General features: G+C 67.9%; 27 protein-coding genes. 11 read left to right on the top strand and 16 right to left on the bottom strand.

Going from position 1 to position 22989, the window contains the following annotated elements; genetic code table 11:
- Window position 1: 1 nt before the first annotated feature.
- The 7 genes from cyoC to DS843_RS15305 all read left to right on the top strand — a co-directional run bounded on the left by cyoC (window position 2) and on the right by DS843_RS15305 (window position 4660).
- Window positions 2-640 (top strand): cytochrome o ubiquinol oxidase subunit III, encoded by a 639-nt coding sequence (gene cyoC, locus DS843_RS15335; protein WP_149469765.1) that lies wholly within the window; start codon window positions 2-4, stop codon window positions 638-640.
- Complete coding sequence (cyoD, locus tag DS843_RS15330; RefSeq protein ID WP_149469764.1) at window positions 637-1008, top strand: cytochrome o ubiquinol oxidase subunit IV; 372 nt, start codon at window positions 637-639, stop codon at window positions 1006-1008. Before cyoC ends, cyoD begins: the two co-directional genes overlap by 4 nt.
- Entirely contained in the window at window positions 1005-1739 is a 735-nt protein-coding gene (locus DS843_RS15325) for an SURF1 family protein (RefSeq protein ID WP_149469763.1), read from the top strand. Before cyoD ends, DS843_RS15325 begins: the two co-directional genes overlap by 4 nt.
- A 183-nt stretch (window positions 1740-1922) precedes the next feature.
- The gene (locus DS843_RS15320) at window positions 1923-3197 is read left to right on the top strand and encodes an ATP-binding protein (protein ID WP_149469762.1); all 1275 of its coding nucleotides are present in this window, start codon (window positions 1923-1925) and stop codon (window positions 3195-3197) included.
- Window positions 3187-3720: a response regulator transcription factor gene (locus DS843_RS15315; protein WP_149469761.1), complete on the top strand. Its 534-nt coding sequence runs from the start codon at window positions 3187-3189 to the stop codon at window positions 3718-3720. Before DS843_RS15320 ends, DS843_RS15315 begins: the two co-directional genes overlap by 11 nt.
- A 135-nt stretch (window positions 3721-3855) precedes the next feature.
- Window positions 3856-4209: a hypothetical protein gene (locus DS843_RS15310; protein WP_149469760.1), complete on the top strand. Its 354-nt coding sequence runs from the start codon at window positions 3856-3858 to the stop codon at window positions 4207-4209.
- A 166-nt stretch (window positions 4210-4375) separates the two neighbouring features.
- A complete protein-coding gene (locus tag DS843_RS15305; protein ID WP_014241890.1) occupies window positions 4376-4660 on the top strand; it encodes an HU family DNA-binding protein in 285 nt (94 codons plus the stop codon).
- A gap of 53 nt (window positions 4661-4713) precedes the next feature.
- Here the strand turns inward: DS843_RS15305 and DS843_RS15300 are convergent, their stop codons facing one another.
- The 6 genes from DS843_RS15300 to napE are packed head-to-tail and all read right to left on the bottom strand — an operon-like array spanning window position 4714 to window position 9499.
- A complete protein-coding gene (locus tag DS843_RS15300) occupies window positions 4714-5388 on the bottom strand; it encodes a cytochrome c3 family protein (protein WP_149469759.1) in 675 nt (224 codons plus the stop codon).
- Window positions 5385-5867 carry a nitrate reductase cytochrome c-type subunit gene (locus DS843_RS15295; RefSeq protein WP_149469758.1) on the bottom strand — a complete coding sequence of 161 codons (483 nt, stop codon included), beginning with the start codon at window positions 5865-5867 and terminating at the stop codon, window positions 5385-5387. The genes DS843_RS15300 and DS843_RS15295 overlap by 4 nt, the downstream gene beginning before the upstream one ends.
- Window positions 5868-5882: 15 nt before the next feature.
- Window positions 5883-8375: a periplasmic nitrate reductase subunit alpha gene (napA, locus tag DS843_RS15290; RefSeq protein ID WP_149469757.1), complete on the bottom strand. Its 2493-nt coding sequence runs from the start codon at window positions 8373-8375 to the stop codon at window positions 5883-5885.
- A 30-nt stretch (window positions 8376-8405) separates the two neighbouring features.
- Complete coding sequence (locus tag DS843_RS15285) at window positions 8406-8720, bottom strand: chaperone NapD (RefSeq protein ID WP_149469756.1); 315 nt, start codon at window positions 8718-8720, stop codon at window positions 8406-8408.
- Window positions 8710-9237 (bottom strand): ferredoxin-type protein NapF, encoded by a 528-nt coding sequence (napF, locus tag DS843_RS15280; RefSeq protein WP_149469755.1) that lies wholly within the window; start codon window positions 9235-9237, stop codon window positions 8710-8712. The genes DS843_RS15285 and napF overlap by 11 nt, the downstream gene beginning before the upstream one ends.
- A gap of 13 nt (window positions 9238-9250) precedes the next feature.
- Window positions 9251-9499 carry a periplasmic nitrate reductase, NapE protein gene (gene napE / locus DS843_RS15275; RefSeq protein WP_149469754.1) on the bottom strand — a complete coding sequence of 83 codons (249 nt, stop codon included), beginning with the start codon at window positions 9497-9499 and terminating at the stop codon, window positions 9251-9253.
- Between the two features lie 750 nt (window positions 9500-10249).
- Between napE and oxlT the strand changes: the two genes are divergently transcribed.
- Window positions 10250-11584 (top strand): oxalate/formate MFS antiporter, encoded by a 1335-nt coding sequence (gene oxlT / locus DS843_RS15270; RefSeq protein WP_149469753.1) that lies wholly within the window; start codon window positions 10250-10252, stop codon window positions 11582-11584.
- 139 nt (window positions 11585-11723) lie between these two features.
- Window positions 11724-12182 carry a hypothetical protein gene (locus DS843_RS15265; protein ID WP_149469752.1) on the top strand — a complete coding sequence of 153 codons (459 nt, stop codon included), beginning with the start codon at window positions 11724-11726 and terminating at the stop codon, window positions 12180-12182.
- Between the two features lie 80 nt (window positions 12183-12262).
- Here DS843_RS15265 and DS843_RS15260 read toward each other — a convergent pair whose 3' ends face one another.
- The 3 genes from DS843_RS15260 to DS843_RS15250 are packed head-to-tail and all read right to left on the bottom strand — an operon-like array spanning window position 12263 to window position 14440.
- Complete coding sequence (locus tag DS843_RS15260) at window positions 12263-12985, bottom strand: Bax inhibitor-1/YccA family protein (protein ID WP_149469751.1); 723 nt, start codon at window positions 12983-12985, stop codon at window positions 12263-12265.
- Window positions 12986-13031: 46 nt separating this feature from the next.
- Complete coding sequence (locus DS843_RS15255) at window positions 13032-13904, bottom strand: anti-sigma factor family protein (protein WP_149469750.1); 873 nt, start codon at window positions 13902-13904, stop codon at window positions 13032-13034.
- A 2-nt stretch (window positions 13905-13906) separates the two neighbouring features.
- A complete protein-coding gene (locus tag DS843_RS15250) occupies window positions 13907-14440 on the bottom strand; it encodes a sigma-70 family RNA polymerase sigma factor (protein WP_149469749.1) in 534 nt (177 codons plus the stop codon).
- Between the two features lie 178 nt (window positions 14441-14618).
- On the opposite strand from DS843_RS15250, the gene DS843_RS15245 reads away from it, so the two are divergent.
- Both DS843_RS15245 and DS843_RS15240 read left to right on the top strand, forming a co-directional pair.
- Entirely contained in the window at window positions 14619-14903 is a 285-nt protein-coding gene (locus DS843_RS15245; RefSeq protein ID WP_014241890.1) for an HU family DNA-binding protein, read from the top strand.
- A gap of 85 nt (window positions 14904-14988) precedes the next feature.
- A complete protein-coding gene (locus tag DS843_RS15240) occupies window positions 14989-15171 on the top strand; it encodes a hypothetical protein (RefSeq protein WP_149469748.1) in 183 nt (60 codons plus the stop codon).
- Between the two features lie 8 nt (window positions 15172-15179).
- Here DS843_RS15240 and DS843_RS15235 read toward each other — a convergent pair whose 3' ends face one another.
- From DS843_RS15235 to DS843_RS15205, 7 genes are all read right to left on the bottom strand, one after another.
- Window positions 15180-15554: a response regulator transcription factor gene (locus DS843_RS15235; RefSeq protein ID WP_149469747.1), complete on the bottom strand. Its 375-nt coding sequence runs from the start codon at window positions 15552-15554 to the stop codon at window positions 15180-15182.
- 101 nt (window positions 15555-15655) lie between these two features.
- The gene (locus DS843_RS15230; protein WP_149469746.1) at window positions 15656-16381 is read right to left on the bottom strand and encodes a helix-turn-helix domain-containing protein; all 726 of its coding nucleotides are present in this window, start codon (window positions 16379-16381) and stop codon (window positions 15656-15658) included.
- Between the two features lie 188 nt (window positions 16382-16569).
- The gene (locus DS843_RS15225; protein ID WP_149469745.1) at window positions 16570-16950 is read right to left on the bottom strand and encodes a response regulator transcription factor; all 381 of its coding nucleotides are present in this window, start codon (window positions 16948-16950) and stop codon (window positions 16570-16572) included.
- A gap of 154 nt (window positions 16951-17104) precedes the next feature.
- Window positions 17105-17815 carry a response regulator transcription factor gene (locus DS843_RS15220; protein WP_286192117.1) on the bottom strand — a complete coding sequence of 237 codons (711 nt, stop codon included), beginning with the start codon at window positions 17813-17815 and terminating at the stop codon, window positions 17105-17107.
- Window positions 17802-19331: a PAS domain-containing sensor histidine kinase gene (locus DS843_RS15215; RefSeq protein WP_286192116.1), complete on the bottom strand. Its 1530-nt coding sequence runs from the start codon at window positions 19329-19331 to the stop codon at window positions 17802-17804. Before DS843_RS15215 ends, DS843_RS15220 begins: the two co-directional genes overlap by 14 nt.
- Before the next feature lie 137 nt (window positions 19332-19468).
- Window positions 19469-21142, bottom strand: a complete 1674-nt coding sequence (locus DS843_RS15210) for an FAD-dependent oxidoreductase (RefSeq protein ID WP_149469744.1) — start codon at window positions 21140-21142, stop codon at window positions 19469-19471.
- Window positions 21143-21370: 228 nt separating this feature from the next.
- Complete coding sequence (locus DS843_RS15205) at window positions 21371-22849, bottom strand: efflux transporter outer membrane subunit (protein WP_149469743.1); 1479 nt, start codon at window positions 22847-22849, stop codon at window positions 21371-21373.
- Window positions 22850-22989: the final 140 nt, after the last annotated feature.

Raw genomic sequence — 22989 nt, 5'->3', positions numbered from 1 at the left:
CATGAGCACGACCCTGACAGCCGAACGGAGCCGCGCCCAACAGGCTCCCGTCTTCCACGTCGTGGAGGAGCATGCGCATCCCGAAGGCTCCAGCACCATGCTGGGCTTCTGGATCTACCTGATGAGCGACTGCCTCATCTTCGCGGTGCTGTTCGCGACCTACGGCGTGCTCGGCGGCAATTACGCCGCCGGGCCCGCGCCCAAGGACCTGTTCGACCTGCCGCTGGTGGCGCTGAACACCGCGATGCTGCTGTTCTCCTCCATCACCTATGGCTTCGCCATGCTGGCGATGGAGAAGGGGCGGGTGTCGCAGACCCAGCTCTGGCTGGGGGTGACCGGCCTGTTCGGCGCCGCCTTCCTGGCCATCGAGCTGTACGAGTTCGCCCACCTGATCCACATCGGGGCGACCCCGCAGCGCAGCGCCTTCCTGTCGTCCTTCTTCACGCTGGTCGGCACCCACGGCCTGCACGTCACCTTCGGCCTCGTCTGGCTGGTGACCCTGATGGTTCAGGTGAACAAGCGCGGTCTGGTCCCGGCCAACCGGCGCCGCCTGATGTGCCTCAGCCTGTTCTGGCACTTCCTGGACGTCATCTGGATCGGCGTCTTCACCTTCGTCTATCTGATGGGAATGCTGCGATGAGCTCTCACGCGGAACACCATGGCCATGGGGAGCATGACGGGCACGCCCACGGCTCGCTCGGCAGCTACGTGATCGGCTTCGTCCTGTCGGTGATCCTGACGGTCATTCCCTTCTGGCTGGTCATGGATGGGACGATCCTGGACAAGAACATGACCGCGATCGCGATCATGGCGCTCGCCGCGGTCCAGGTCGTCGTCCACATGATCTTCTTCCTGCACATGAACGGACGTGCGGAAGGGGGCTGGATCATGCTGTCGCTGATCTTCACGGTCATCGTCGTGGTCATCATGCTGGCCGGTTCGCTTTGGGTGATGTACCACCTGAACACCAACATGATGCCGATCCACGATCCGAGCCAGTTGCCGTGACCGGAACGGCGACCGCCCGCCCGCGCCGGGGGCTGATCCTTCTCGGCATCCTGGCGCTGGCGGGCGTCGCCCTCTTCACGTCGCTCGGCGTCTGGCAGGTCGAGCGGCTGTTCTGGAAGCTGGACCTGATCCAGCGGGTGGAGGAGCGGGCGCAGGCCGCGCCCGTTTCCGCCCCCGGCCCGGAGGACTGGCCCGCCGTCACGGCGGCCAGCCAGGAATACCGGCGGGTCAGCGTCACCGGGCGATTCCTGAACGACCGGGAAACCTTGGTCCAGGCGGTGACCGAGCGTGGCGGCGGCTTCTGGGTGCTCACCCCGTTGCGGACCGACCGGGGCTTCACCGTCCTGGTCAACCGCGGCTTCGTGCCGCCGGACCGACGTGCTCCGGACAGCCGCACCGCCGGGTTGGTCGCTTCGGACACCACCGTCACCGGCCTGCTGCGGGTGACGGAGCCGGGGGGCGGCTTCCTGCGCTCCAACGATCCCGCCGGGGAGCGCTGGTATTCGCGCGACGTGGCGGCCATCGCGGCGGCCCGCGGCGTGACGGAGGCGGCCCCCTATTTCATCGACGCGGAGGCCAGCCCGGAAGGCGGCTATCCGGTTGGCGGTCTGACCGTCCTGAAGTTCCGGAACAACCACCTCGTGTATGCGCTGACGTGGGTCGCGCTTGATCTGATGCTGATCGCCGCCGCCATCTATGTTGCGCGCAGTGAATGGAAGCGTCGGCGCTGAAGCGGGTACACGCTTTTTCTTCATGGTTTTTCGCCGGACGGAACAGGCTGCTTGCCGGTCTTTCCGTCCGGCTATTTTGTGCTATCGACAGGAACCGGTTCACATGACGAGGCTGCCAAGCCGGGGCGCCAAACCCATATAGGGTCTGACCGAACGAAGCCGGCGAAGGGCCAGACGTTTCCCGTGCGTGACACCACCGACAAGAAGAACCTGTTCCTGCTGGTGCAGTTGCGCTGGCTCGCCGTCGCCGGGCAGGTCGTGACGATCCTGATCGTGCACTATCCGATGGGCATCACCCTGCCGCTGGACCAGATGGGCGCGGTGATCCTGTTCCTGGTCGCGCTGAACATCGCCAGCATGCTGCATCTGCGCCGCCAGACCGCGGTGTCGAACACGCAGCTCTTCCTGGAATTGCTGATCGACGTGTCAGCGCTCACCGTTCAGCTCTACCTCAGCGGCGGGGCGTCCAATCCCTTCATCTCGCTCTATCTTCTCCAGATCACGCTGGGGGCGGTGCTGCTGGAGGCGTGGTCGGCCTGGGCGCTGGTCCTGGTCGCCACGGCCTGCTTCACGCTGCTGATCGGCGCCTACCGCCCGCTGGCCCTGCCGCCGGGGCGCGAGGGGCTTCTGCTGGGGCTGCACATCCAGGGCATGTTCCTGTGCTTCGTGCTGACGGCCAGCCTGATCGTCCCCTTCATCACGCAAATCACCCGCAACCTGCGCGCCCGCGACGCCCATCTGGCGGACCTGCGCCAGCGTTCCATGGAGGAGGACCACATCGTGCGGCTGGGCCTCCTGGCCTCCGGCGCCGCGCACGAGCTTGGGACGCCGCTCGCCACCCTGTCGGTGATCGTGAACGACTGGCGGCGGATGCCCGCCGTGAAGGCCGATCCGGACATGGCCGAGGACATCGCGGAGATGCAGAACCAGATCGACCGCTGCAAAGCCATCGTGTCGGGCATCCTGCTGTCCTCCGGCGAGGCGCGGGGGGAGGGAACGGTGCGCACCACCGTGACCGACTTCCTGGACGATCTGGTGGAGGAGTGGAAGGCCAGCCGTTCCCCGGCCTGCGTCGATTACGACAACAGCGTCCGCTCGCGGGAGGGGATCATCTCCGACCTCGCTCTGAAGCAGGTGATCTTCAACGTGCTGGACAACGCGCTGGAGGTCTCCCCCGCCTGGGTCGGCATCGCCGCCGGGCGGCAGGGGGACAGCCTCGTCCTGACGGTCAACGACGCCGGCCCCGGCTTCGCGGACGGCATGCTGGCGGAATTCGGCAAACCCTACCGGTCGAGCAAGGGGCGGCCCGGCGGCGGGCTGGGCCTGTTCCTGGTGGTCAACGTGGTGCGCAAGCTGGGCGGCACGGTCGCCGCGCGCAACCGCCCCGGTGGCGGCGCCTCCGTCACCATGACCCTGCCGCTCGCCGCCCTGTCCGCGGGAGAGACCCATGGAGACTGACCGCTCGCTCGTCCTGGTGGAGGACGACGCCGCCTTCGCCAAGGTCCTGCGCCGCTCCTTCGAGCGCCGGGGCTACCGCGTCCACTGGTGCGACAGCCTGGACGGCCTGCGGGCTCTGCTGGAGACGGTGCCGCCGGCCTACGCGGTGGTGGACCTGAAGCTGGGCAGCGGGTCCGGCCTGGAATGCGTGAAGGAGCTGCACGCCCACGACCCGGAGACGCGGATCGTCGTGCTGACCGGCTTCGCCAGCATCGCCACGGCGGTGGAGGCGATCAAGCTGGGCGCCTGCCATTACCTCGCCAAGCCGTCCAACACCGACGACATCGAGGCGGCCTTCGAACGGACCGAGGGCGACCCCTCCATCGCGCTGGCCGCCCGGACGACCTCGCTGAAGACGCTGGAGTGGGAACGCATCCACGAAACCCTGGCGGAGACCGGTTTCAACATCTCCGAAACCGCCCGCCGCCTGGGCATGCACCGTCGCACCCTGGCCCGCAAGCTGGAGAAGAAGCAGGTGCCCTGAACCGGGCGCCCCCTGTCCAGTCGGTCGAAGGTGCGCATGGCCGCTGGACAACGGCGCCCGCTCCGCCCATTTTCGACGGCTTGTTACAGTCGTGTGTCACACGCAGCATTCGCAGCATTCAAGGAGCAGAGTGAAGTGTCTCTTTCCACGTCGAGCAGCAGCCCCGCCGATCCCCGGACCGAGGCCCGCCGTCTTCTGACGGACGCCATCTCCACGTACCTTCAGTCGTGCAAGGACTTGGCTGCTGCGACCGAGCGCGCGACCGAGACGAGCGGCAGCATCGACACCCAGGCCCGCCGCAAGGCCTACCAGACGCTCACCGAACTGGGCGATCAGGTGCGTCTGGCGCAGCGCCGCCTCGTCACCGCGGCCAAGCAGGCCCGCCGCGTCATGCCCGTGGCCGATATCGAGGAGGTCGCCAAGAAACTGGACAAGCGCGACACCACGGAGAGCGCCGCCGTGCTGGTCAAGGCCGCCCTGGTCGGCTGATTCCGGCGAAATTCCGGCGGATTGACGTTTTTTTGCGGGTCACAGCGTCGCGCCCGGTCGATTCCGGGCGAGAGCATCTTGCGCGCGGGCGCCGGGCAGGGTAGGTCAGAAGCGCCTGGAGCCCTGGAGGATGCTGGGGTTCCGCCACGAACAAGGGGAATTGGGAATGACGAAGGCCGATCTCATCGACGCGATCGCCGGCAAGCTGGGCGGCACCAAGGCGGATGCCGGCAAGGCGCTGGACGCGGTTCTGGAGAGCCTGCAGGACGCGCTGGTCAAGGGGGAGACGGTCAAGCTGCCGGGCTTCGGCCAGTTCGAGATCGCCGAGCGCGGCGAGCGCACGGGCCGCAACCCGCAGACCGGTGCGGAGATCAAGATCGCCGCCTCCAAGGCGCCGAAGTTCTCCGCCGGCAAGGCCCTCAAGGACGCCGTCAACGGCAAGGCCGAGTAACCACCTGTCGGCAGCCCCTCTCCCACAAGGGGAGAGGGGCTTTACGGCATTCCTCAGTGCGGGTTCGCAGGCCCCGGGGTGGCGTCGGCCAGCCAGCGGCGGAGCGGGTCGTCGCTTTCGATCGAGGCCTCGCTCCAGCCCGGCGGAACGCCCTCCATGTTCGGCAGTTGATGCGCGATGCCCTTGTGGCAATCGATGCAGGTGCGCTGCCCGGTGAACAGATATTGCTGGTGGATGCGCGCCGCCCGCGCCCCCTGCTTGGTGATGTCCATCGATTCCGCGGTGTGGCAGTTGCGGCATTCCAGGGAATTGTTGGCCTTCAGCCGCGCCCATTCATGCTCGGCCAGTTCGCGCCGCTTCTCCTGGAACTTGTCGCGCGTGTCGATGGTGCCGAAGATCTTGCCCCAGACCTCCTTCGAGGCCTGCATCTTGCGGGCGATCTTGTCGGTCCAGTTGTGGGGGACGTGGCAGTCCGGGCAGGTCGCCCGCACGCCGGAGCGGTTGGTGAAGTGGATGGTGGTCTTCAACTCCTCGAAGACGTTGTCCCGCATCTCGTGGCAGCTCGTGCAGAATTTCTCGGTGTTGGTCACCTCCAGCGCGGTGTTGAAGCCGCCCCAGAACATGACGCCGGCCAGGAAGCCGCCCAGCGTCAGGAAGCCAAGGCTGAGATAGCGGCTGGGGCCCGCGATGATCCGCCAGGGCCGCAGCAGGAAGTCGGGCAGCTTCATCGCCGGTCACCCCCGTCCGACGGGCGGCTGATGAGGCTGTCCATGTCCTTGAAGGTGTTCGGGACGATGGGCTGGGCCATGGTCTGGGGGACGTGGCACTGCGTGCAGAAATAGCGGCGCGGCGCCACCGCACCCAGGGTCTGCCCGTCGCGGTCCACGTAATGGGTGATGCTGATCATCGGCGCCTGGGTGGCCCCGGTGAACTGGCGGCTGTGGCAGGTCAGGCACTGGTTGTTGTTCAGGCTGACCTGATAGTCGCGTATGTTGTGCGGGATGACCGGCGGCTGCTCCGGATAGTTGCGGGCGACCCGCCGGTCGTCGGTGACGTCGGCGGGGACCGGCGGGGTCGGGTTCTCATCCGTGAACTGGATCGGCGGGCGGAAGGGCTCCTTCACCTGCCCGGTTCCCTGGGCGGCGAGGAGGGCGGGCACGAGGCAGGGCAGGGCCGCGGCCAGCGCGAGCATGAGATGGCGTCGCATGGGTCCGGTCCTCCCTCAGACGGCCACGATCTTGACGGCGCACTTCTTGAAGTCCGTCTGCTTGCTGATCGGGTCGGTGGCGTCCAGCGTGCATTTGTTGATGAGGCGCGCCGAATCGAACCAGGGAACGAAGACCACCCCGCGCGGCGGCCGGTTGCGCCCGCGCGTCTCCACCCGCGTGCGCATCTCGCCGCGCCGGGACATCACCTTGACCTCCGATCCGCGGCGCAAACCCCGCGCCTGGGCGTCGTCGGGATGCATGTAGACCAGGGCCATCGGCATGGCCTTGTAGAGTTCGGGGACCCGCATGGTCATGGAGCCGGAATGCCAGTGCTCCAGCACGCGCCCCGTGACCAGCCACAGGTCGAAGTCCTTGTCCGGCGATTCCGCCGGGGGTTCGTAGGGGAAGGCGAACAGGTTGGCCTTGCCGTCGGGATTGCCGTAGAAGCGCACGCCCTCGCCCTTCGGAACATAGGGGTCGAGCCCTTCCCGGTAGCGCCACTTGGTCTCCTTGCCCTCCACCACGGGCCAGCGCAGCCCGCGCACCTCGTGATAGGTGTCGAAGGGCGCCAGATCGTGGCCGTGGCCGCGCCCGAAGGCGGCGTATTCCTCGAACAGACCCTTCTGGACATAGAAGCCGAACGCCTTCGACTCGTGGTTGCCATAGGCGGGGTTCAGCTCCGCCAGGGGGAAGCGGTCCACATTGCCGTTGCGGAACAGCACGTCGAACAGGCTCTTGCCGCGGAAGCCGGGGTTGGCGTCCAGGATCTCCTTCGGCCACACCTCGTCGGTGGTGAAGCGCTTGGAGAATTCCATGAGCTGCCACAGGTCGGACCGGGACTCACCCGGCGCGTCGACGAGCTGGTGCCAGAAATGGGTCCGCCGCTCCGCGTTGCCGTACCCGCCCTCCTTCTCCACCCACATGGCGGCGGGCAGGATCAGGTCGGCGGCGGCGGCGGTCACCGTCGGGTAGGCTTCCGACACGACGATGAAGTTGTTCGGGTTGCGGTAGCCGGGATAGGTCTCCTGGTCGGTGTTGGGCGCCGCCTGGAGGTTGTTGTTCACCATGATCCAGTAGGCGTTGAGCTTCCCGTCCTTCAGCATCCGGTCCATCAGCACCGCGTGGTAACCGACCTTGCCCGGCAGCAGGCCCTTGGGGATCTTCCAGCCGTCCTCCACGTAGGAGCGGTGGGTGGGGTTGGTCACCTGCATGTCGGCGGGCAGGCGGTGGGCGAAGGTGCCGACCTCGCGCGCCGTGCCGCAGGCCGAGGGCTGGCCGGTCAGCGAGAAGGGGCTGTTCCCCGGCTCCGAGATTTTGCCGGTCAGCAGGTGGATGTTGTAGACCATATGGTTCACCCACACGCCGCGGACGTGCTGGTTGAACCCCATGGTCCACAGCGACATGACCTTGACCTTCGGGTCGGCGTACATCTCGGCGAGCGCCAGCAGCCGCTCCTTCGGCACCTTGCTCAGCTCCGAGGCCTTCTCCAGCGTGTATTCGCTGACGAACGCGGCGAATTCGTCGAAGCTCATGGGCTTGGAATCGGTCGGGTCCTTGGCGTTCGCCGCGCGCACCTCCAGCACGCTCTCGGGGCGCAGGCCGTAGCCGATGTCCTTCTGCCCCAGGCGGAAGTTGCAGTGCTTCTCGACGAATTCCTTGTTCACCCGCCCGGTCTGGATGATGTGGTTGGCGATGTAGTTCAGGATGGCCAGATCGGTCCCCGGCTCGAAGATCATGGGGATGTCGGCCAGCTCGAAGCTGCGGTGTTCGAAGGTGGAGAGGACGGCGACCTTCACATGGTTGTGGGCCAGCCGGCGATCGGTGATGCGCGTCCACAGGATGGGGTGCATCTCCGCCATGTTGGAGCCCCAGAGGACGAAGGCGTCGGCGTGCTCCATATCGTCATAGCAGCCCATCGGCTCGTCCATGCCGAAGGTGCGGATGAAGGCCACGGCGGCGGACGCCATGCAGTGGCGGGCGTTGGGGTCCAGGTTGTTGGTGCGGAAGCCGGCGCGCATCAGCTTGGACGCGGCGTAGCCCTCCCAAATCGTCCATTGGCCGGAGCCGAACATGCCCACGGCCTCCGGCCCCTTCTCCTTCAGCACCCGCTTCCACTGGCGGGCCATCTCGTCGAAGGCCTCGTCCCAGGTGACCGGGCGGAATTCCCCGTCCTTATGGTACTTGCCGTCGCGCATGCGCAGCAGCGGCTGGGTCAGCCGGTCCTGCCCGTACATGATCTTGGACAGGAAATAGCCCTTCACGCAGTTCAGGCCGCGGTTGACCTCCGCCTGCATGTCGCCGTGGGTGGCGACGACGCGGTTGTCCTTGGTGGCGACCATGACGCTGCATCCGGTGCCGCAGAAGCGGCAAGGCGCCTTGGACCAGGTGAGCTGGGCGTCCTCGCCCGCCACCATGGAAGGCTGGGCCATGGCGGGCAGGCTGATGCCCCCCGCCGCCGCGGCGGTTGCCACCGCCTGCGCCTTGATGAAATCCCGCCGGTCGAGCATGGGTTCTCTCCCCCCTTATTCTTCACGTAATCAACTGTTCCGAGGCGCGACGGCTTCGGCGTGGTGGAAGACCATGACCGCCGACAGCACGCCGTCCATCAGGTGGATGGCGGTCATGCGGTCGGCGATGCGGCCCTCATGGGGGCCTTCGACGGTCACCACCATCCGGCCCCGCTCCTCCACATGCACATCCACATCGCCCAGCGCGGCGATGGAGGCCCGCACGTCGGCGCTGCGCTCCGGGCGCAGATGGACCAGGATGGAGGCGATGTGCCATTCCGCCGGCCTGTCCACCGGTGGAGCGGCCAGACGGCCGGCCAGACGGTCTGGGACGTCAGGAGGCATGGGCGTTCTCCGGTTCGGCTCGCAGGGAGCCGGGTTGCAGGGTGACGGCGTCGGCGGGGCAGGCGGCCTGGCAGGCGCCGCAGCCGGTGCAGGCGTCCCCGTCCACGGCGGGAACCGCCACGCCGCCGGGAGCCAGAGCGAAGCGGATGGCGGCCTCCGGGCAGGCGTCGCGGCAGCTCCGGCAGACGATGCGGTTGACGGCGAGGCAGGACGGGCCGATCCGCACCGCCAGCGCCCAGGGACGGGCGGCGGTGCGGTCGAAGACCGGCTCCGGGCAGGCGTCGGCGCAGGCGGCGCAGAAGCTGCACTCGCCCCGTCGGAAGTCGATTTCCGGAAAGCCGCCGTCTCCGGCACGGATGATCCCTTCCGGGCAGGCGTCGGCGCAGGCGCCGCAGCGGCTGCACAGGTCGGTGAAGCGTTCGGTGCGCGACCAGGGCGGACGCAGCGCGGCGGGCGCGGCGCGTGTCCGGCCACGCAGGAAGCCACGCCTTCCCAGATCGACCGAGTCTTCGGCCATGGCGCGCCTCCGTTCAGACCGGCGGCGGTCCCGGCGGCCCCATGATGAGCTGCGACATCCAGACCAGGAAGCCATAGCCGCCGACGATGGCGATGGACAGGATCGGCCAGATCACCACCGCCAAAAGGACGAACATGGCGATTTCCCGCCGCTTCGCACCCGGGTCGGGCAAGGCGGGATCGGCCGCGGGCTGGCTGGCGGCGGCACGGGACGGAAAGCGGGCGGGTTCCCGTTGCGAACCCTGGGACTGAAGGCGGCTCATGAAGGCTCCCGTTTTCGGCGGGCGGTCGGACGGTCCAACAACAGGTTGAGCGCCCTTCCGGTTCCTTGCTGCACTGCGAGTGACCGGACGAGCGTCCATGCGGCACCGGCAGCGCCTCTCCAACGATACGCAAAACGGACGATTCGCCAACCGAACTTTTTTTGAGGGAGCGCGGATTAAGCGCTCTTCCGGTTCGTAAACTGTGTGATGAGGGAATAAGGAGGTCGGCGGGCTCCGGTGTGATTTGGCCCGGCCGAATGATTTATTTCTAAGTCACGGTGAACGTCCAGAGCAGTCCAAATATGAGGTTGCCGATGGTCTGAAGCTGTGTAAGATAGAGACAGCCGTTTTTGGTGTAACGGCTTCTCCACTGTTGTGATCGTAAGTGAAGCGAACTCTTTTCGAGGCCGCGCCTGCTTTGGCGCGGCCTTTTTTTCGTGCTTGCGAGGTATAGTACGGAAGTCGGGTGTCGCCCGATAGTTCGGATGATGTGTCCTATCCAGAACTTTTTGTGCGCTGGAAGGGATTATCGTGCTCTGATTCCCGAATATGGCATCTTGCGTTTCGCGGATTGTGTGGTATACCAAGTACTGAATGCGAAACACCAAGCCTCCCCAAGAGGCGGCGCCGGTGGCTTCGCCAAGACGCGAAGGGCACGCAAGCCCCCAAAAAAAGGCAATGCGAACAACGACCATCGGCCCCGCCCGGCTGAAACGAAACGTTCGATCACCGCATTGGGGAGGAAGAGTAATGAGTCAGTCCATCGCCGCACCGCCTGGCGGCTCGAAGGCGCCCATTTCCGAGGGCGCGCGCTGGATGCAGATCGTCGTCGGCATCGTCTGCATGGTGGCGGCGGCGAACATCCAGTATGCCTGGACGCTGTTCGTCCCGGAGATCCAGGCCACGCATGGCTGGACCCGCGCCTCGATCCAGACCGCCTTCACCGTCTTCGTCGTCGTCCAGACTTGGCTGACCCCCATCGAAGGCTACTTCATCGACCGTTACGGCCCCCGCGTCATCGTCGCCTTCGGCGGCGTGATGACCGGGCTGTCCTGGATCATCGACAGCTACGCCGGCTCGCTCGGCATGCTCTATTTCGGTTCGGCCATCGGCGGCGTCGGCGTCGGCTGCGTCTACGCCACCTGCGTCAACAGCGCCCTGAAGTGGTTCCCCGACAAGCGCGGCCTGGCCGTCGGCCTGACCGCGGGCGGCTACGGCGCCGGCTCGGCCCTGACCATCCTGCCGATCGCCAACATGATCCACTCCTCGGGCTATCAGGCGACCTTCTTCTGGTTCGGCCTGCTGCAGGGCGCGATCATCCTGTGCGCCGCCTTCTTCCTGCGCGCCCCGCAAAAGGATCAGGTCAAGGCCTCGACCAAGGTCCTGCAGTCCCGCCGCGACTACACGCTGAAGGAAGCCCTGCAGACCCCGGTGTTCTGGGTCATGATGGTGATGTTCATCTGCACGGTGTCGGGCGGCCTGATGGCGGTGGCCCAGCTCGGCGTGATCGCCCACGATCTGGGCGTCAAGGAAGCCCCGATCAGCCTGTTCGGCATCACCATGGCGGCTCTGCCCTTCGCGCTGATGCTCGACCGCGTGATGAACGGCATCTCCCGTCCGCTGTTCGGCTTCATCTCCGACCACATCGGCCGTGAAGCGACGATGTTCATCGCCTTCACCTTCGAAGGCATCGGCATCCTGATGCTCAGCCGCTTCGGCCACGACCCGATCATGTTCCTGATCCTGTCGGGCCTGGTGTTCCTGGCCTGGGGCGAAGTGTACAGCCTGTTCAGCGCGACCTCGGCCGACACCTTCGGCACCAAGCATGCGGCCAAGATCTACGGCGTGCTGTACTGCGCCAAGGGCATCGCGGCCCTGCTGGTCCCGCTGGGCAACCTGCTGATGGAAGCCACCGGCACCTGGGCGACCGTGCTCTACATCTGCGCCACCATGGACTTGATCGCCGCCTTCTGCGCCATCGCGGTCCTGAAACCCATGCTGCGCAAGCACCATGCCCGCAACGCCGAACTCCTCGCCGCCCAGCAGGGCAGCACGGGTCCGGCCACCGCGGCAGCCAGCCCGTAACCTCCGCTCCGGCGGAACCGACCGAAGGGGGGCCACGCGCGTGGCCCCCTTTTCGCCGTTGCGGGCGGTCCTGCGGTCAAGGCACGGTTCTGGATCATGCGGTGGAGGGGGCATGGACGATCGAAGGATTGGGCGGCGCATGGAGAAGGACGACGGCAGTTTCCGGCTGGTGGCCGCCTGCTCGCTGGGCGGCGTGGCGGTCAGCGTGCTCCTGGGCTCGCTTCTCCTGTCCCGATGGACGCCGCGGGCGGAGAATGCGGTGGTCGAGCGGGCCATCCACAACATGGACCGGCAGACCTGCGAGCGCATTCTGTACTCCTTCACGCAGCCGCAGCCGGCGGGGACCCGCGTGCTGTGGCTGTGGGCGGAGGAATCGACCCCGGGGGTCTTCACGGGGGCGCCCTGGACGTCGCGGGTGACGGGGCCGGGCATCGAGGCGGCCTGGGCCGGGACGGGGAGCGGCCGTTCGCCGCGGCCCTACGCCTTCGACCCGGCCTTGCAGGCGGCACCGGAGGCGGCCTGCTCCTTCCTCAACAACTCCCTGCACATCGTCTCGGTCGAGCAGGCGCCCAAGGCGGGCGAAGCGGGCAAGCCCTAAAAACGAAAGCCTGAAACGAAAAGGGCCGGCCGCGTGACGCGGCCGGCCCCATGACGGCAATGCGGATAACGGTGCCGCCCTTACTCCTCGCGCTGCCCCATGAGCTGCATGAGCATCTGGAAGAGGTTGATGAAGTTCAGGTAGAGCGAGAGGGCGCCCATGACGGCGAGCTTGGTGTTGCCCTCGTGGCCGTAGCCCTCGGCGTACTCTTCCTTGATGCGCTGGGTGTCGTAGGCGGTCAGGCCGGTGAAGATCACCACGCCGATCACCGAGATGGCGAACTGCAGCGCGCTGGAGCCGACGAAGATGTTGACCAGGCTGGCGATGACGATGCCGATCAGGCCCATCATCAGGAACGAGCCCATCTTCGACAGGTCGGCCTTGGTGGTGTAGCCCCACAGGCTCATCGCCGCGAACATCGCCGCGGTGATGAAGAACACCCGCGCCACGCTGGCCCCGGTGAAGACCAGGAAGATCGACGCCATCGACACGCCCATCACCGCGCAGAAGGCCCAGAACAGCCCCTGCAGGGCGCTGGCCGACATCGCGTGGAAGCGCCAGGACAGAACCATGATGAAGGCCAGCGGCGCCAGCATCACCACCCACTTCAGCGGCGTGGTGAAGATCGGCACGTACAGCGCCGGCGTGCTCGCCACGAAGAACGCCACGAGGCCGGTCACGCCCAGCCCAAGCATCATGAAGTTGTAGACCCGCAGCATGTGCTTGCGCAGGCCCTCGTCGAACGCCGCGCCATAGGCCGGCGCGGCGGTGCCGAATTGGTTGCCGTAGAAGGGTCCGCTCATTGTCTCACCATGTCCTTCGGATGCTTCAATAATCAAAATGCTTGGTTCAGAACCACGCCATGCGGGCGTCGCGGGCGTGGGCCAGGATTTCCTTTTCCGGCTGTTCGCCGCACAGCGCGTAGACCGTCGTCCCGACCTGCCAGTAGGCGACCGAGACGTTGCCGATCCGCTCCGCCTGGGGTTCGGTCACGGCGAAGCGGTCCACTTCGCTGGCGAACAGCGTGATGAGGCCGGGTCCGCCGTGGCGATAGGCCGCCTGCACCGCGACCCCGCCGTCCCACGCCACCGTGCGCAGCCCGTCCGGCGATTGCCCGATGTCGAGCTGCGGGATGGGCACCGCCACCTCCGGATTGTGGGAGGACAGGCGGTTCACCAGGGAACTGGCCGCTTCGGCGAAGGGCTTGAAGTCGATCCCGCTGTGCAGCGCCTGCTGGTGGGTTTGCGCCGCGATGGTGATGTAGTGGGTGGCCGCGTGGGCGGTCGCGACGGGGTTGACGGAAATGGAGGACACCGCGCCATGCGCCGTCCAGCCGAGCCCGACGAGGCACAGCGCCGCCACCGTCTGCCGCCCGCGGCCGGACCCCGATGCAGCGCGCGCCCGCGCCCGGTTCATCAGCTCCGCCGCCGGACGGCGCCACAGGGCACCCCACTGCTTGCGCCGCGGCAGCGGCCCGTTGACGCCCACCGCCGGCTGGGGGGAGGCCACCGGTTCGGGGGAGGCCATTCCCGGTGCCGCCTTCTCCACGGCCGGGCCGGACATGAACAGCCGGATTTCGTCACGCACACGCATGTCGTGCATGACGCGCGCGGCAACTCCCGGATTCGACTCCAGGTAGGCCTCGACCTCGATGCGGCGCTGCGCGTCGAGTTCGCCATCCACATAGGCGTTCAGGTCGATGTCGCTGATCGGTTCGTTCATCGCTATTTCACCACGCGCAACGGGGGGCGCTGATCCCGGTCCGATTGATCTGATGCGGGCTGCCGTCCGCCGCCCGTCTTGGCCCGCAGCGCGTCGCGCGCGCGGCCCAGGCGGGACATCAGCGTGCCCACGGGGATTCCCAGGCATTCGGCGGCGTCCCGGTAGGACATGCCGTCGAGCGCCACGAGCACCAGCGCCTCCCGCTGTTCGACCGGCAGGGTCATCAGGGCCGCGATGGTCTGGCCCAGATGGACGTGACTCATCTGCGCCGGCGGAGAGCCTTCCTCCGCCATGGAGATGAGTTCGCCGGTCGCCTGGCGTTCGGCCTGCTGGCGCCGCCAGCGGTCCACGAAGGTGTTGTGGACGATGGCGAGCAGCCACTTTCGCAGGTCGCGCCCATCCGTGAAGGAGGACGCCCCTTCGATGGCCTTGACGAGCGCCTCCTGGACAAGATCCTCGGCTTGGTCGGGGTCGCGCATCAGGACCAGGGCGTAGCGTCGCAGAACGTCCAAATGCTGTCCCAGCTCGTCTCTCATCACCGTCCCTGATTGGTTCCTAACATCCTGGCATACGGATCATGCTCCGGCTTAATCCGTGCCGGGGGAAAAATTCGGCGCGGGATGGGCTTGCGCACGGACGCAGGGCGGAGTAGGTCAGAAGCGCCTGGAGCCCTGGAGGATGCTGGGGTTCCGCCATGAACAAGGGGAGTAGGGAATGACGAAGGCCGATCTCATCGACGCGATCGCCGGCAAGCTGGGCGGCACCAAGGCGGATGCCGGCAAGGCGCTGGACGCGGTTCTGGAGAGCCTGCAGGACGCGCTGGTCAAGGGGGAGACGGTCAAGCTGCCGGGCTTCGGCCAATTCGAGATCGCCGAGCGCGGCGAGCGCACGGGCCGCAACCCGCAGACCGGTGCGGAGATCAAGATCGCCGCCTCCAAGGCGCCGAAGTTCTCCGCCGGCAAGGCCCTCAAGGACGCCGTCAACGGCAAGGCCGAGTGAGCCTGCCGCAAGGGCCGATCCTGCAAGGGATGGAGGGGCGGCGGTAACGCCGCCCCTTTCCTTTTCCTATCCTTTTGGTGAATTCATGAGCAACAGCAGCGTTTATCGCTGGATCAAGGTCGATGGGCGGTGGGAACCGGCGCAGCAATTGGCCGACGGGTCCTTCATGCCGATCGGGGACATCGTGCCTCTGTCCGCCCGCAGCGTGAAGGTCGGGCCGGTGATCGAGCCCCCGCCCCGCAACGCCGGTCCCAAGGACGAAGGCTGACCCGGCCCCTAATCGGGTTTTTGGGCGCGGTCGAGCATGGCGCGGATGGCGCCGACCGCGGCGTGGAGGCTGAACGGCTTGTGCAGCACCCGCAGCCGGTCCGATTCCGGATGGCGCAGGGCGCCGCTGTCGGCGGTCATGACGATCACGGGCAGGGTGGGCCGCTGTGCCCGCGTCCGGCGAATCAGTTCGTTCCCATCCATCACCGGCATCCGCAGGTCGGTCATCAGCAGCGACGCCGGGCTGCGATCCAGGGCGGTGACGGCTTCCAGCCCATCGTGGGCGAGCGTGACGCGAAGCCCCTGGCCTTCCAGCGTGTCGGCCAGGGCCAGGGCTTCGAGGCGTTCATCCTCGGCGATGAGGATGTGGGGAACGGACTCCATGGGTCGGCCTGCAAATGCAACGCAAAGGAAGTATGGATACGTTGCGGACGGCCGGATGGATTTCCCTGGTCAGGGCTGTGATCGGGGGGCTGTGATCGGGATCAGGCGCAGTCGGCCAGATCGGCCAGGGCTTCGGCGTCCAGCAGCTCGACCCGGCCGCCGTCCAGGATGCGGATCAGGCGCGAGGTCTTCAGCTTGGTGAAGCCGCGGGACACGGTTTCCGTGGTCAGGCCCAGATGGTCGGCGATGTCGCAACGGCTCATCGGCAGGGCGATGGCCCGGCCCGCGCCGGCCCGGCGGCCGAGCGCCAGCAGGAAGCTGGCCAGCTTCTCCAGCGCCGACTTGCGGCCCAGCAGCAGCATCTGGTCCTGCGCCGCCACCAGTTCGGAGGTGGTCACCGACAGCAGCCGGCGGGCCAGCGCGGGCTGGGCGTCCAGCAGCGCGTCGAGCTGGCTGCGCGCGATGCGCTGGACGGTGGAGGCGGTGATCGCCTCGGCGGAATAGAGGTAGCGGTCGGCGAAGGCCAGCCCGACCATGTCGCCCGCCTGAAGAAAGCCGATGATCTGACGGCGCCCGTCCGGCAGCAGCTTGTAGAGGCGGATCATGCCGTCCACCACGCGGAACACGGCGTCGGCGGCCTCGCCCTCGGCGAAGATGGCCTGCTCGCGGTCGAACACCCGGAGCTGGGCGATGGTGGCCAGCGGATCGATGTCGTTGGTGGTGGTAGGGGTGCGGGACGGGGCGACACGCGGCATCGGCATCGCGGAGGCCAAGGGACCGGGCAGAACGCGCGTCGGCTGGGCGGCGATGGCGGTGTGAGCGAGCATGTCGGAACCCTCGGCTTTCGTGGAAGCGGCCCGCCCACCGTGGGGCAACCGCTTGATGAGCCGAAGTTATGCGCTCCGAGGTACCCTGTGCAGTTCGGTCTTGTACCTAAGGGGCTTTGCGTACGTAAGACTACCTACGGGGCTTTGCGTAGGGGGCGGGGCTTTGCGTAGGGGCTGCGCCGGAGACCTTACGCCGCGGACGGCAGCAGGCGCTGAACGGCGTCGAGGAGTTGGTCCTCTTCGAACGGCTTCTCCAGGAAAGCGGTCACGCCGGCTTCCCGGGCGCGGGCGAAAGTCGCGGGATCGCCGCGCCCCGACACCATGATGACCGGCAGGCCGTGGAGGCTCTCTCCGAAGCGCTCGATGAACTCCAGACCGCTCATGACGGGCAGATGCAAGTCGAGCACGAGGCAGCCCGCCGGCCTCCCGTCGTACTGATCGATGAAACTCTGGCACGACGCGTAGTCGCGCACTTCGAAGGCACAGGCTTCAAGCAGCGCCTTCATCGAGTCCCGCACCGGCTCATCGTCGTCGACGATGTAGACGATGCCATCGCCCGGCTCGGCCAAGACTGCCTCCAGCATAGGGAATCACGCGGAACCACGCCCGTTCCGGGGCGCTTCAGGGAAGATAGAAGGCCCCCGGCGGTGCCGGAATACGGAGTTCCCCTTATCGGACGCGGTTTTGATGTGGATCACTCGCCGCTTTCATCACCCGCCGTCTTCACTCGCTGGGGGGAGCGATGCCGGCGGACAGGGCCATGCGGACCAGGGTGGGCAGGCTGTCGGCGCGCATCTTCTCCATCACCCGGGCGCGGTGGATCTCGACCGTGCGCGGACTGATGGACAGCTCGAAGGCGATGACCTTGTTCGACTTGCCCTGGACCAGCCATTGCAGCACGTCGCGTTCCCGCGGCGTCAGGCTGGACAGCCGTTCCATCACCTCCGGAGAGGCGGTGGGCGCGGGCGCTGCGGCGGGAGACGGCGCCGGGGCGGCCGGGGGAGCCGGCGCAGGGACGGCGCGGGCAAGGGCGGCTTTCACGCTGCCGATCAGGGCGTGCTCGTCGAAGGGCTTCTCCACGAAATCGACCGCTCCGGCCTTCATGGCCCGCACCGCCAGCGGCACGTCGGCGTGGCCGGTCATGACGATCACCGGCAGGGCGCGCCCGTCCCGGGCCAGCCGCTCCTGGACGTCCAGCCCGCTCATCTGCGGCATCCGCACATCGACCAGCAGGCAACCGCGGCGCGACGGCGCGTCCGATTCCAGAAAGGCGACGGGTGACGCGAAGCTTTCCACCCGGAACCCCTCGCATTCCAGAAGGATCACGACCGAATCGCGCACCGCCTCGTCGTCGTCCAGGACGAAGACCGTTATGTCCGACGGGGGCATGTTCGACGGGGACAGGTCGGGCGTTGGCGGGTCAGGGTGCATCATCCTCTCCGGCAACCGGCACGGTGAAGGCAAAGGTGGCCCCTCCGTCCCCCGGTTCCAACCACAGGCGGCCGCCATGGGCCTCGATGATCGACCGGCAGATGGACAGGCCGAGCCCCATGCCCTTCTCCTTGGTGGTGACGAAGGGCTGGAAGAGCTGGGCCAGCACGCTCCCGTCCAGCCCGGGGCCGGTGTCCCGCACGGTGACGCGCATCAGCGCCGCGGAATCCGGGTCGGGGCCGGTGGCGACCGTCAGTTCCCGAACCTCCGACTCGGCCATGGCCTCGATGGCGTTGCGGACGAGGTTCAGGACGACCTGCTGGATCTGGATCTTGTCGATCAGCACGGGCCGCTCGTCGCCGCTCATCTCCAGCCGGACATGGACGCTGCGCTCCTTGGCGCCGACCAGGGCGAGGGCGCTGGCTTCCTCCACGACCTTGCCGATGCTTTCCACCGTGTGTTCGGTCTGGCCCTTCTCGATGAAGTTGCGCAGGCGGCGGATGATCTGGCCGGCGCGGGCGGCCTGGGCGGTGGCCTTGTCCATCGTCTCCCGCGCCTTGTCCGCCCCGTCCGGGCGGTCCAGCAGGCGCTTCACCGCCTTGGCGTAGTTGATGACGGCGGTCAGCGGCTGGTTCAGCTCGTGCGCCAGGGTCGAGGCCATCTGGCCCATGGCGCTGACCCGGCTGACGTGGAGAAGCTCCGCCTGAAGCTCCTGAAGGCGCTTCTCGGTCGCCTGCCGCTCGGTCAGGTCGCGGATGAAGCCGGTGAAGCAGCGGTGCCCGGCCAACTGCACCTCGCCGACCGCCAGCTCCATGGGGAAGACGGAACCGTCGCGGCGCAGGCCGGAAACCACCCGCCCGATGCCGATGATCCGCCGTTCGCCCGTGGTCAGGTAATGGTCCATGTAGCGGTCGTGCTGCTCCCGGTAGGGGGAGGGCATCAGCATGCTGACGTTCCGCCCCTTCACCTCCGCGGCGCCGTAGCCGAACAGCCGCTCCGCCGCCGGGCTGAAGGACTCGATCAGCCCCTGCTCGCTGATGACGATGATCGCCTCGGGCACGGTTTCCAGGATGGAGGTCAGACGGGCCTCCCGCTCCCGCAGGGCGGTCTCGGCCCGCTTGCGCTCGCTGATGTCGCGGATGATGCCGATGTAGACCCCGCCTCCGCCCTCGGTCTCCCGGCAGGCTTCGCCCACCGACAGCTCCATGGGGAAGGTGGTGCCGTCGCGGCGCAGGCCGGTCACCTCCCGCCCGATGCCGATGATCCGGCGCTCCCCGGTCCGGTGGTAGCGCTCCAGATAGCCGTCATGCTCCTCCCGGTAGGGGGGCGGCATCAGCATCTTGACGTTCCGCCCGACGACCTCCGCCGCGGTCCAGCCGAACAGCCGCTCGCAGGCCGGGTTGAAGGTCTGGACCAGCCCTTGGGAATCGATGATGACGATCCCGTCCGGCACCGTGTCCAGCATGGCCTGGAATCGCAGCAAGAGGTCCGGGCTTCCCGTTCCGATATCGTCCGCCATACCCGTCCCCAACTTCTCTTGTCCTTTGGACCCAATCTGGTTCAAGAGTAGTTGAGCTGATTTCTTGGTCAATGGGGATTGGGGTTGAGGAGGCCGCCGGTTCCCGTTTGGGCGGCTCCCGTTCAGGCGGCTCCCGTTCAGGCGGCCTGCTGGTCCTCCACGGTGACGGCGCGGTCGTGCTGCAGGCGGGCCGACATCTCCTCGGCCAGCCGGAAGGCCAGAGCCACGAGGTTGATGGTCGGATGGTCGCAGCCCATGCTGGGGAAGACGGAGCTGCCGCCGATGTAGAGGTTGTGCACCCCGTGCACCTTGCAGCGCGCGTCCACCACGCCCTGTTTCGGGTCATCGTGCATGCGGGTCGTGCCCATATGGTGCCAGCACCAGGAGATGCGCTCCGCCCAGGCGCGCTCGGCGGCCTCCTGCGGGTCGGCTTCCGTCACCGTGATCAGGCCGTGGCGGGTCAGCTCCGTCCGCACCAGCTCGTGGGTGCGCAGGAAGTTGTCGCGGTCCTGCGCGGTCAGCCGCCAGATGGTGTCGGCCCGGTTCAGGCCCAGCGCGTCGCGCTCCGCCGCCAGGGTCACGCGGCTGTCGGGGTTGGGTACCGGCTCCACGATGGTTTCCAGAAGGAAGCTGCGCGCCACCCAGGCCGGGTTCACCACATTGTCGAACAGCGCGTAGGCGAGGTTCGGCAGATGCAGCGCGATCTGCGGCATCGCCTCGCGCAGCAGGGCGCGCAGGTCGCCCTCGGCGTGGCCGAACTTGCGCCGGTCGGACATCAGCATGCGCAGGTCGTGCAGCGCCCGCACCCCGGCGGTCGCCTCGCCATGGTACTGCGCCACCAGATAGCTGCGGGAGTTCAGCAGCCCCAGCCGGCGCTGCGCCTCCGCCGTCGGGGAGAGCGAGGCGGCGATGGGCAGATGCTTGGCGTTCAGCCGGCGGCGCGACAGGGTCAGCGTCATGTCGTAAAGGCGGCGATGGCGCGCCTGATCGGTCAGACGGACGGAGCTGGCCTTGATGCGCGGGTGATCCGTGAAGTAGCGCCCGACCAGATCGTGGGTGTTGCCCAGCCCGGCGCTCTGCACCCGGTTGGAGAGCAGCAGCAGGCGGGCGTTCTCGATGCCGCCGCAGCACAGGACGAACTGCCGGGCGCTGACGGTGAAGCGGGCGCCGTTCAGGGCGGCGCAGCGGACCCGCTCCACCACCGTGGCGGTGTCGTTGGTCTCGAACTCGGTGACGTTGGCGTTCAGGTAGCAGGCGATGTTGGTGGCCTGGACGATCTCGTCCACGGAGGAGACGCCGACGCGCGGTTGGTCGCTGATCTGGGCGACGCGGTTCTCCAGGGCGCCGCCCTCCACGGGCAGGAAGCCGATCCCCTCGGGGGCGAGGGCCTTTTCCCAATGGGCGTTGTCGTAGATGCGCGACGGCAGGTTCAGATGGGTGTGGGCGCGGGCGTGGTAGGGGGCCAGCATCTCCGGCCCGAAGGGCCAGCCGCTGTTCGGCACCCAGGGCCGCGCCTCCATGTCGATCGGCTCGAAGGGCCGGCAGAAGCCGCCCCAGCAATTGGTGCTGCCGCCGAAATAGCGGCTGCGCGCGGTGGCGAGGCGCTCGTAGGGCAGGCCGAGATTCTCCCCGGCGTAGAGCGACTGGGTGTGGCCGTCGGGGTCGAGCCCGCCGCTTTCCAGAAGAACGATCTTCCAGCGGGAACCGGCCAGCGCACGGGCTATGGCAAGCCCCGCGGCGCCGGCGCCAACGATGCAGAGGTCGGCGTCTAGTTTGGTGTCGGACGACACCGAGCGAGCATCGAGGATCATGCTACGCCTGCTCTTCTTGGGGGTTGAATGCACGGGACTCAGATAAATCGCAAGTTCCCGCCCCCGTTACTGAAATTGCGGGCTAGCCCGTCCAGCCGGATGACCCCGGCGCCGCCTCCCTCCGTCGCAAAAGCGTGGATTTCATCAGTTTTTCCAAGGAATTGGCCGGACCGCCGCCGCACCCCTTCCGACGCCGAATCCGAAGGGGTAGTCCAGCCTATATCCGGATTAAAAATCCGGCGTACCGCCCAGCGCCTGGAGGAGAGCCACGGCGGCCAGAAGGCGGCTCTGCCGGACGGACAAGGCGCTCTCCTCGTCCGACAACGCGGCGGTCTGGGCGGTCAGGACGCTGCTGTAGGGCAGGGTGCCGGCCCGGTACTGGTTCAGGGTCAGCCGCTCGGCCTCCCGCGCCAGCCGCACGGCGTCGTCCTGGACGGTGGCCTGCTGCGCCAGGATGCGCTGCGCGGCGAGCTGGTCCTCCACCTCCTGGAAGGCGGTCAGCACTGTCTGGCGGTACTGCGCCACGCTCTGGTCGAAGACGGCGCGGCGCAGCGCCACCTCCGACTCCCGCGTGCCGCCGTCGAACAGGGTCTGCGCGATCTGCGCCCCGACCGCCCAGATCGCGGTCGGCGCCTGGAACAGCCGCGGCAGGATCGTCGCGCTGTTGGAGAGGGAGCCGGTCAGCACCACGTCGGGATACCAGGCCGACTCCGCGATGCCGATCTGGGCGTTGGCCTGGGCCATCTGCCGCTCCGCCGCGGCGATGTCCGGGCGGCGCTCCAGCAGGGCCGAGGGCACGCCGGGCGGGACCGCCGGAACCGTGGCGGTCAGCGGCGCCGGGGCCAGCGCGAAGGCGGCGGGCGCCTGCCCGACCAGCACCGCCATGGCGTGTTCGAACTGGGCGCGCTGCACCCCCAGCGCCACGAGTTGCGACTCGGTGGAGCGGACCTGCGTTTCCGCCGTGAAGACGTCGGCCAGCGTCGCCGTGCCCACGGCGTGGCGGTTGCGGGCGATCTCCAGCGACTGACGGTAGGCGGCGATGGCCCGCTCCAGCAGCGCCTTGCGCTCGTCCGCCACGCGGAACTGGAAATAGGCCGAGGCCAACTGCGCCTGCGCCGACAGGCGGGCGGCGGCGAGGTCGGCGGCGCTGGCCTGGAGGTTGGCGTCGTTGCTCTCCACCGAGCGGCGGATGCGGCCCCACAGGTCCGGCGCCCAGCTCGCTCCCAGTCCGGCGTCGTAGGTGGTCACCGGGTTGCCGATCCGGCCGCCGGTGATGCCGGAGCTGTTGCGGTTGCCCGATCCCACGGTGCCCGCCCGGTCCGCCCCGCCGCTGGCCGACAGGATGGGGAAGTAGCCGGAGCGGGCCTGGTCCGCCAGCGCCTTCGCCTGCCGGTAGGCGGCCTCCGCCGCCTTCAGGCTCTGATTGTCCACCTCCACCCGCTGCATCAGCCCGTCCAGCACCGGATCGCGGAAGACGGTCCACCAGGGACCGGCCTCCGTCTGTCCGGGTGCGGCGGGGCGCCAGCCGTCCTCCCGTGGGATGGCGGGGGCGAAGGCCACGGGGGTGACGCCGCCCTCCTTGTAGGCGGGCGGCACGGGGGCGGAGGGCCGCTCGTAATCCGGCCCCACCGCGCAGGCCGACAGCAGGGTGAGGGCGCCGAGCGCCGTGCCCAGGAGACGGGCGCGCCGCCCGAACGTCGTCGTCATGTCAGGTCCATCCACGGTCAATCCCCTCTCCCGCCCCGGGAGAGGGAAGGGGCCCGCGCCGCAGGCGTGGGAAGGGTGAGGGTGCCGCCGAGGATCAGCGCCTCGATCCTCGCACGACCCTCACCCGCCCGCTGTCGCGG

Origin of the sequence: Roseomonas genomospecies 6, from assembly GCF_008365375.1 — a bacterium.
GTDB lineage: Bacteria > Pseudomonadota > Alphaproteobacteria > Azospirillales > Azospirillaceae > Azospirillum.
The sequence above is the reverse complement of the archived record's forward strand: the minus strand, read 5'-3'. Positions and strand labels throughout refer to the sequence as shown.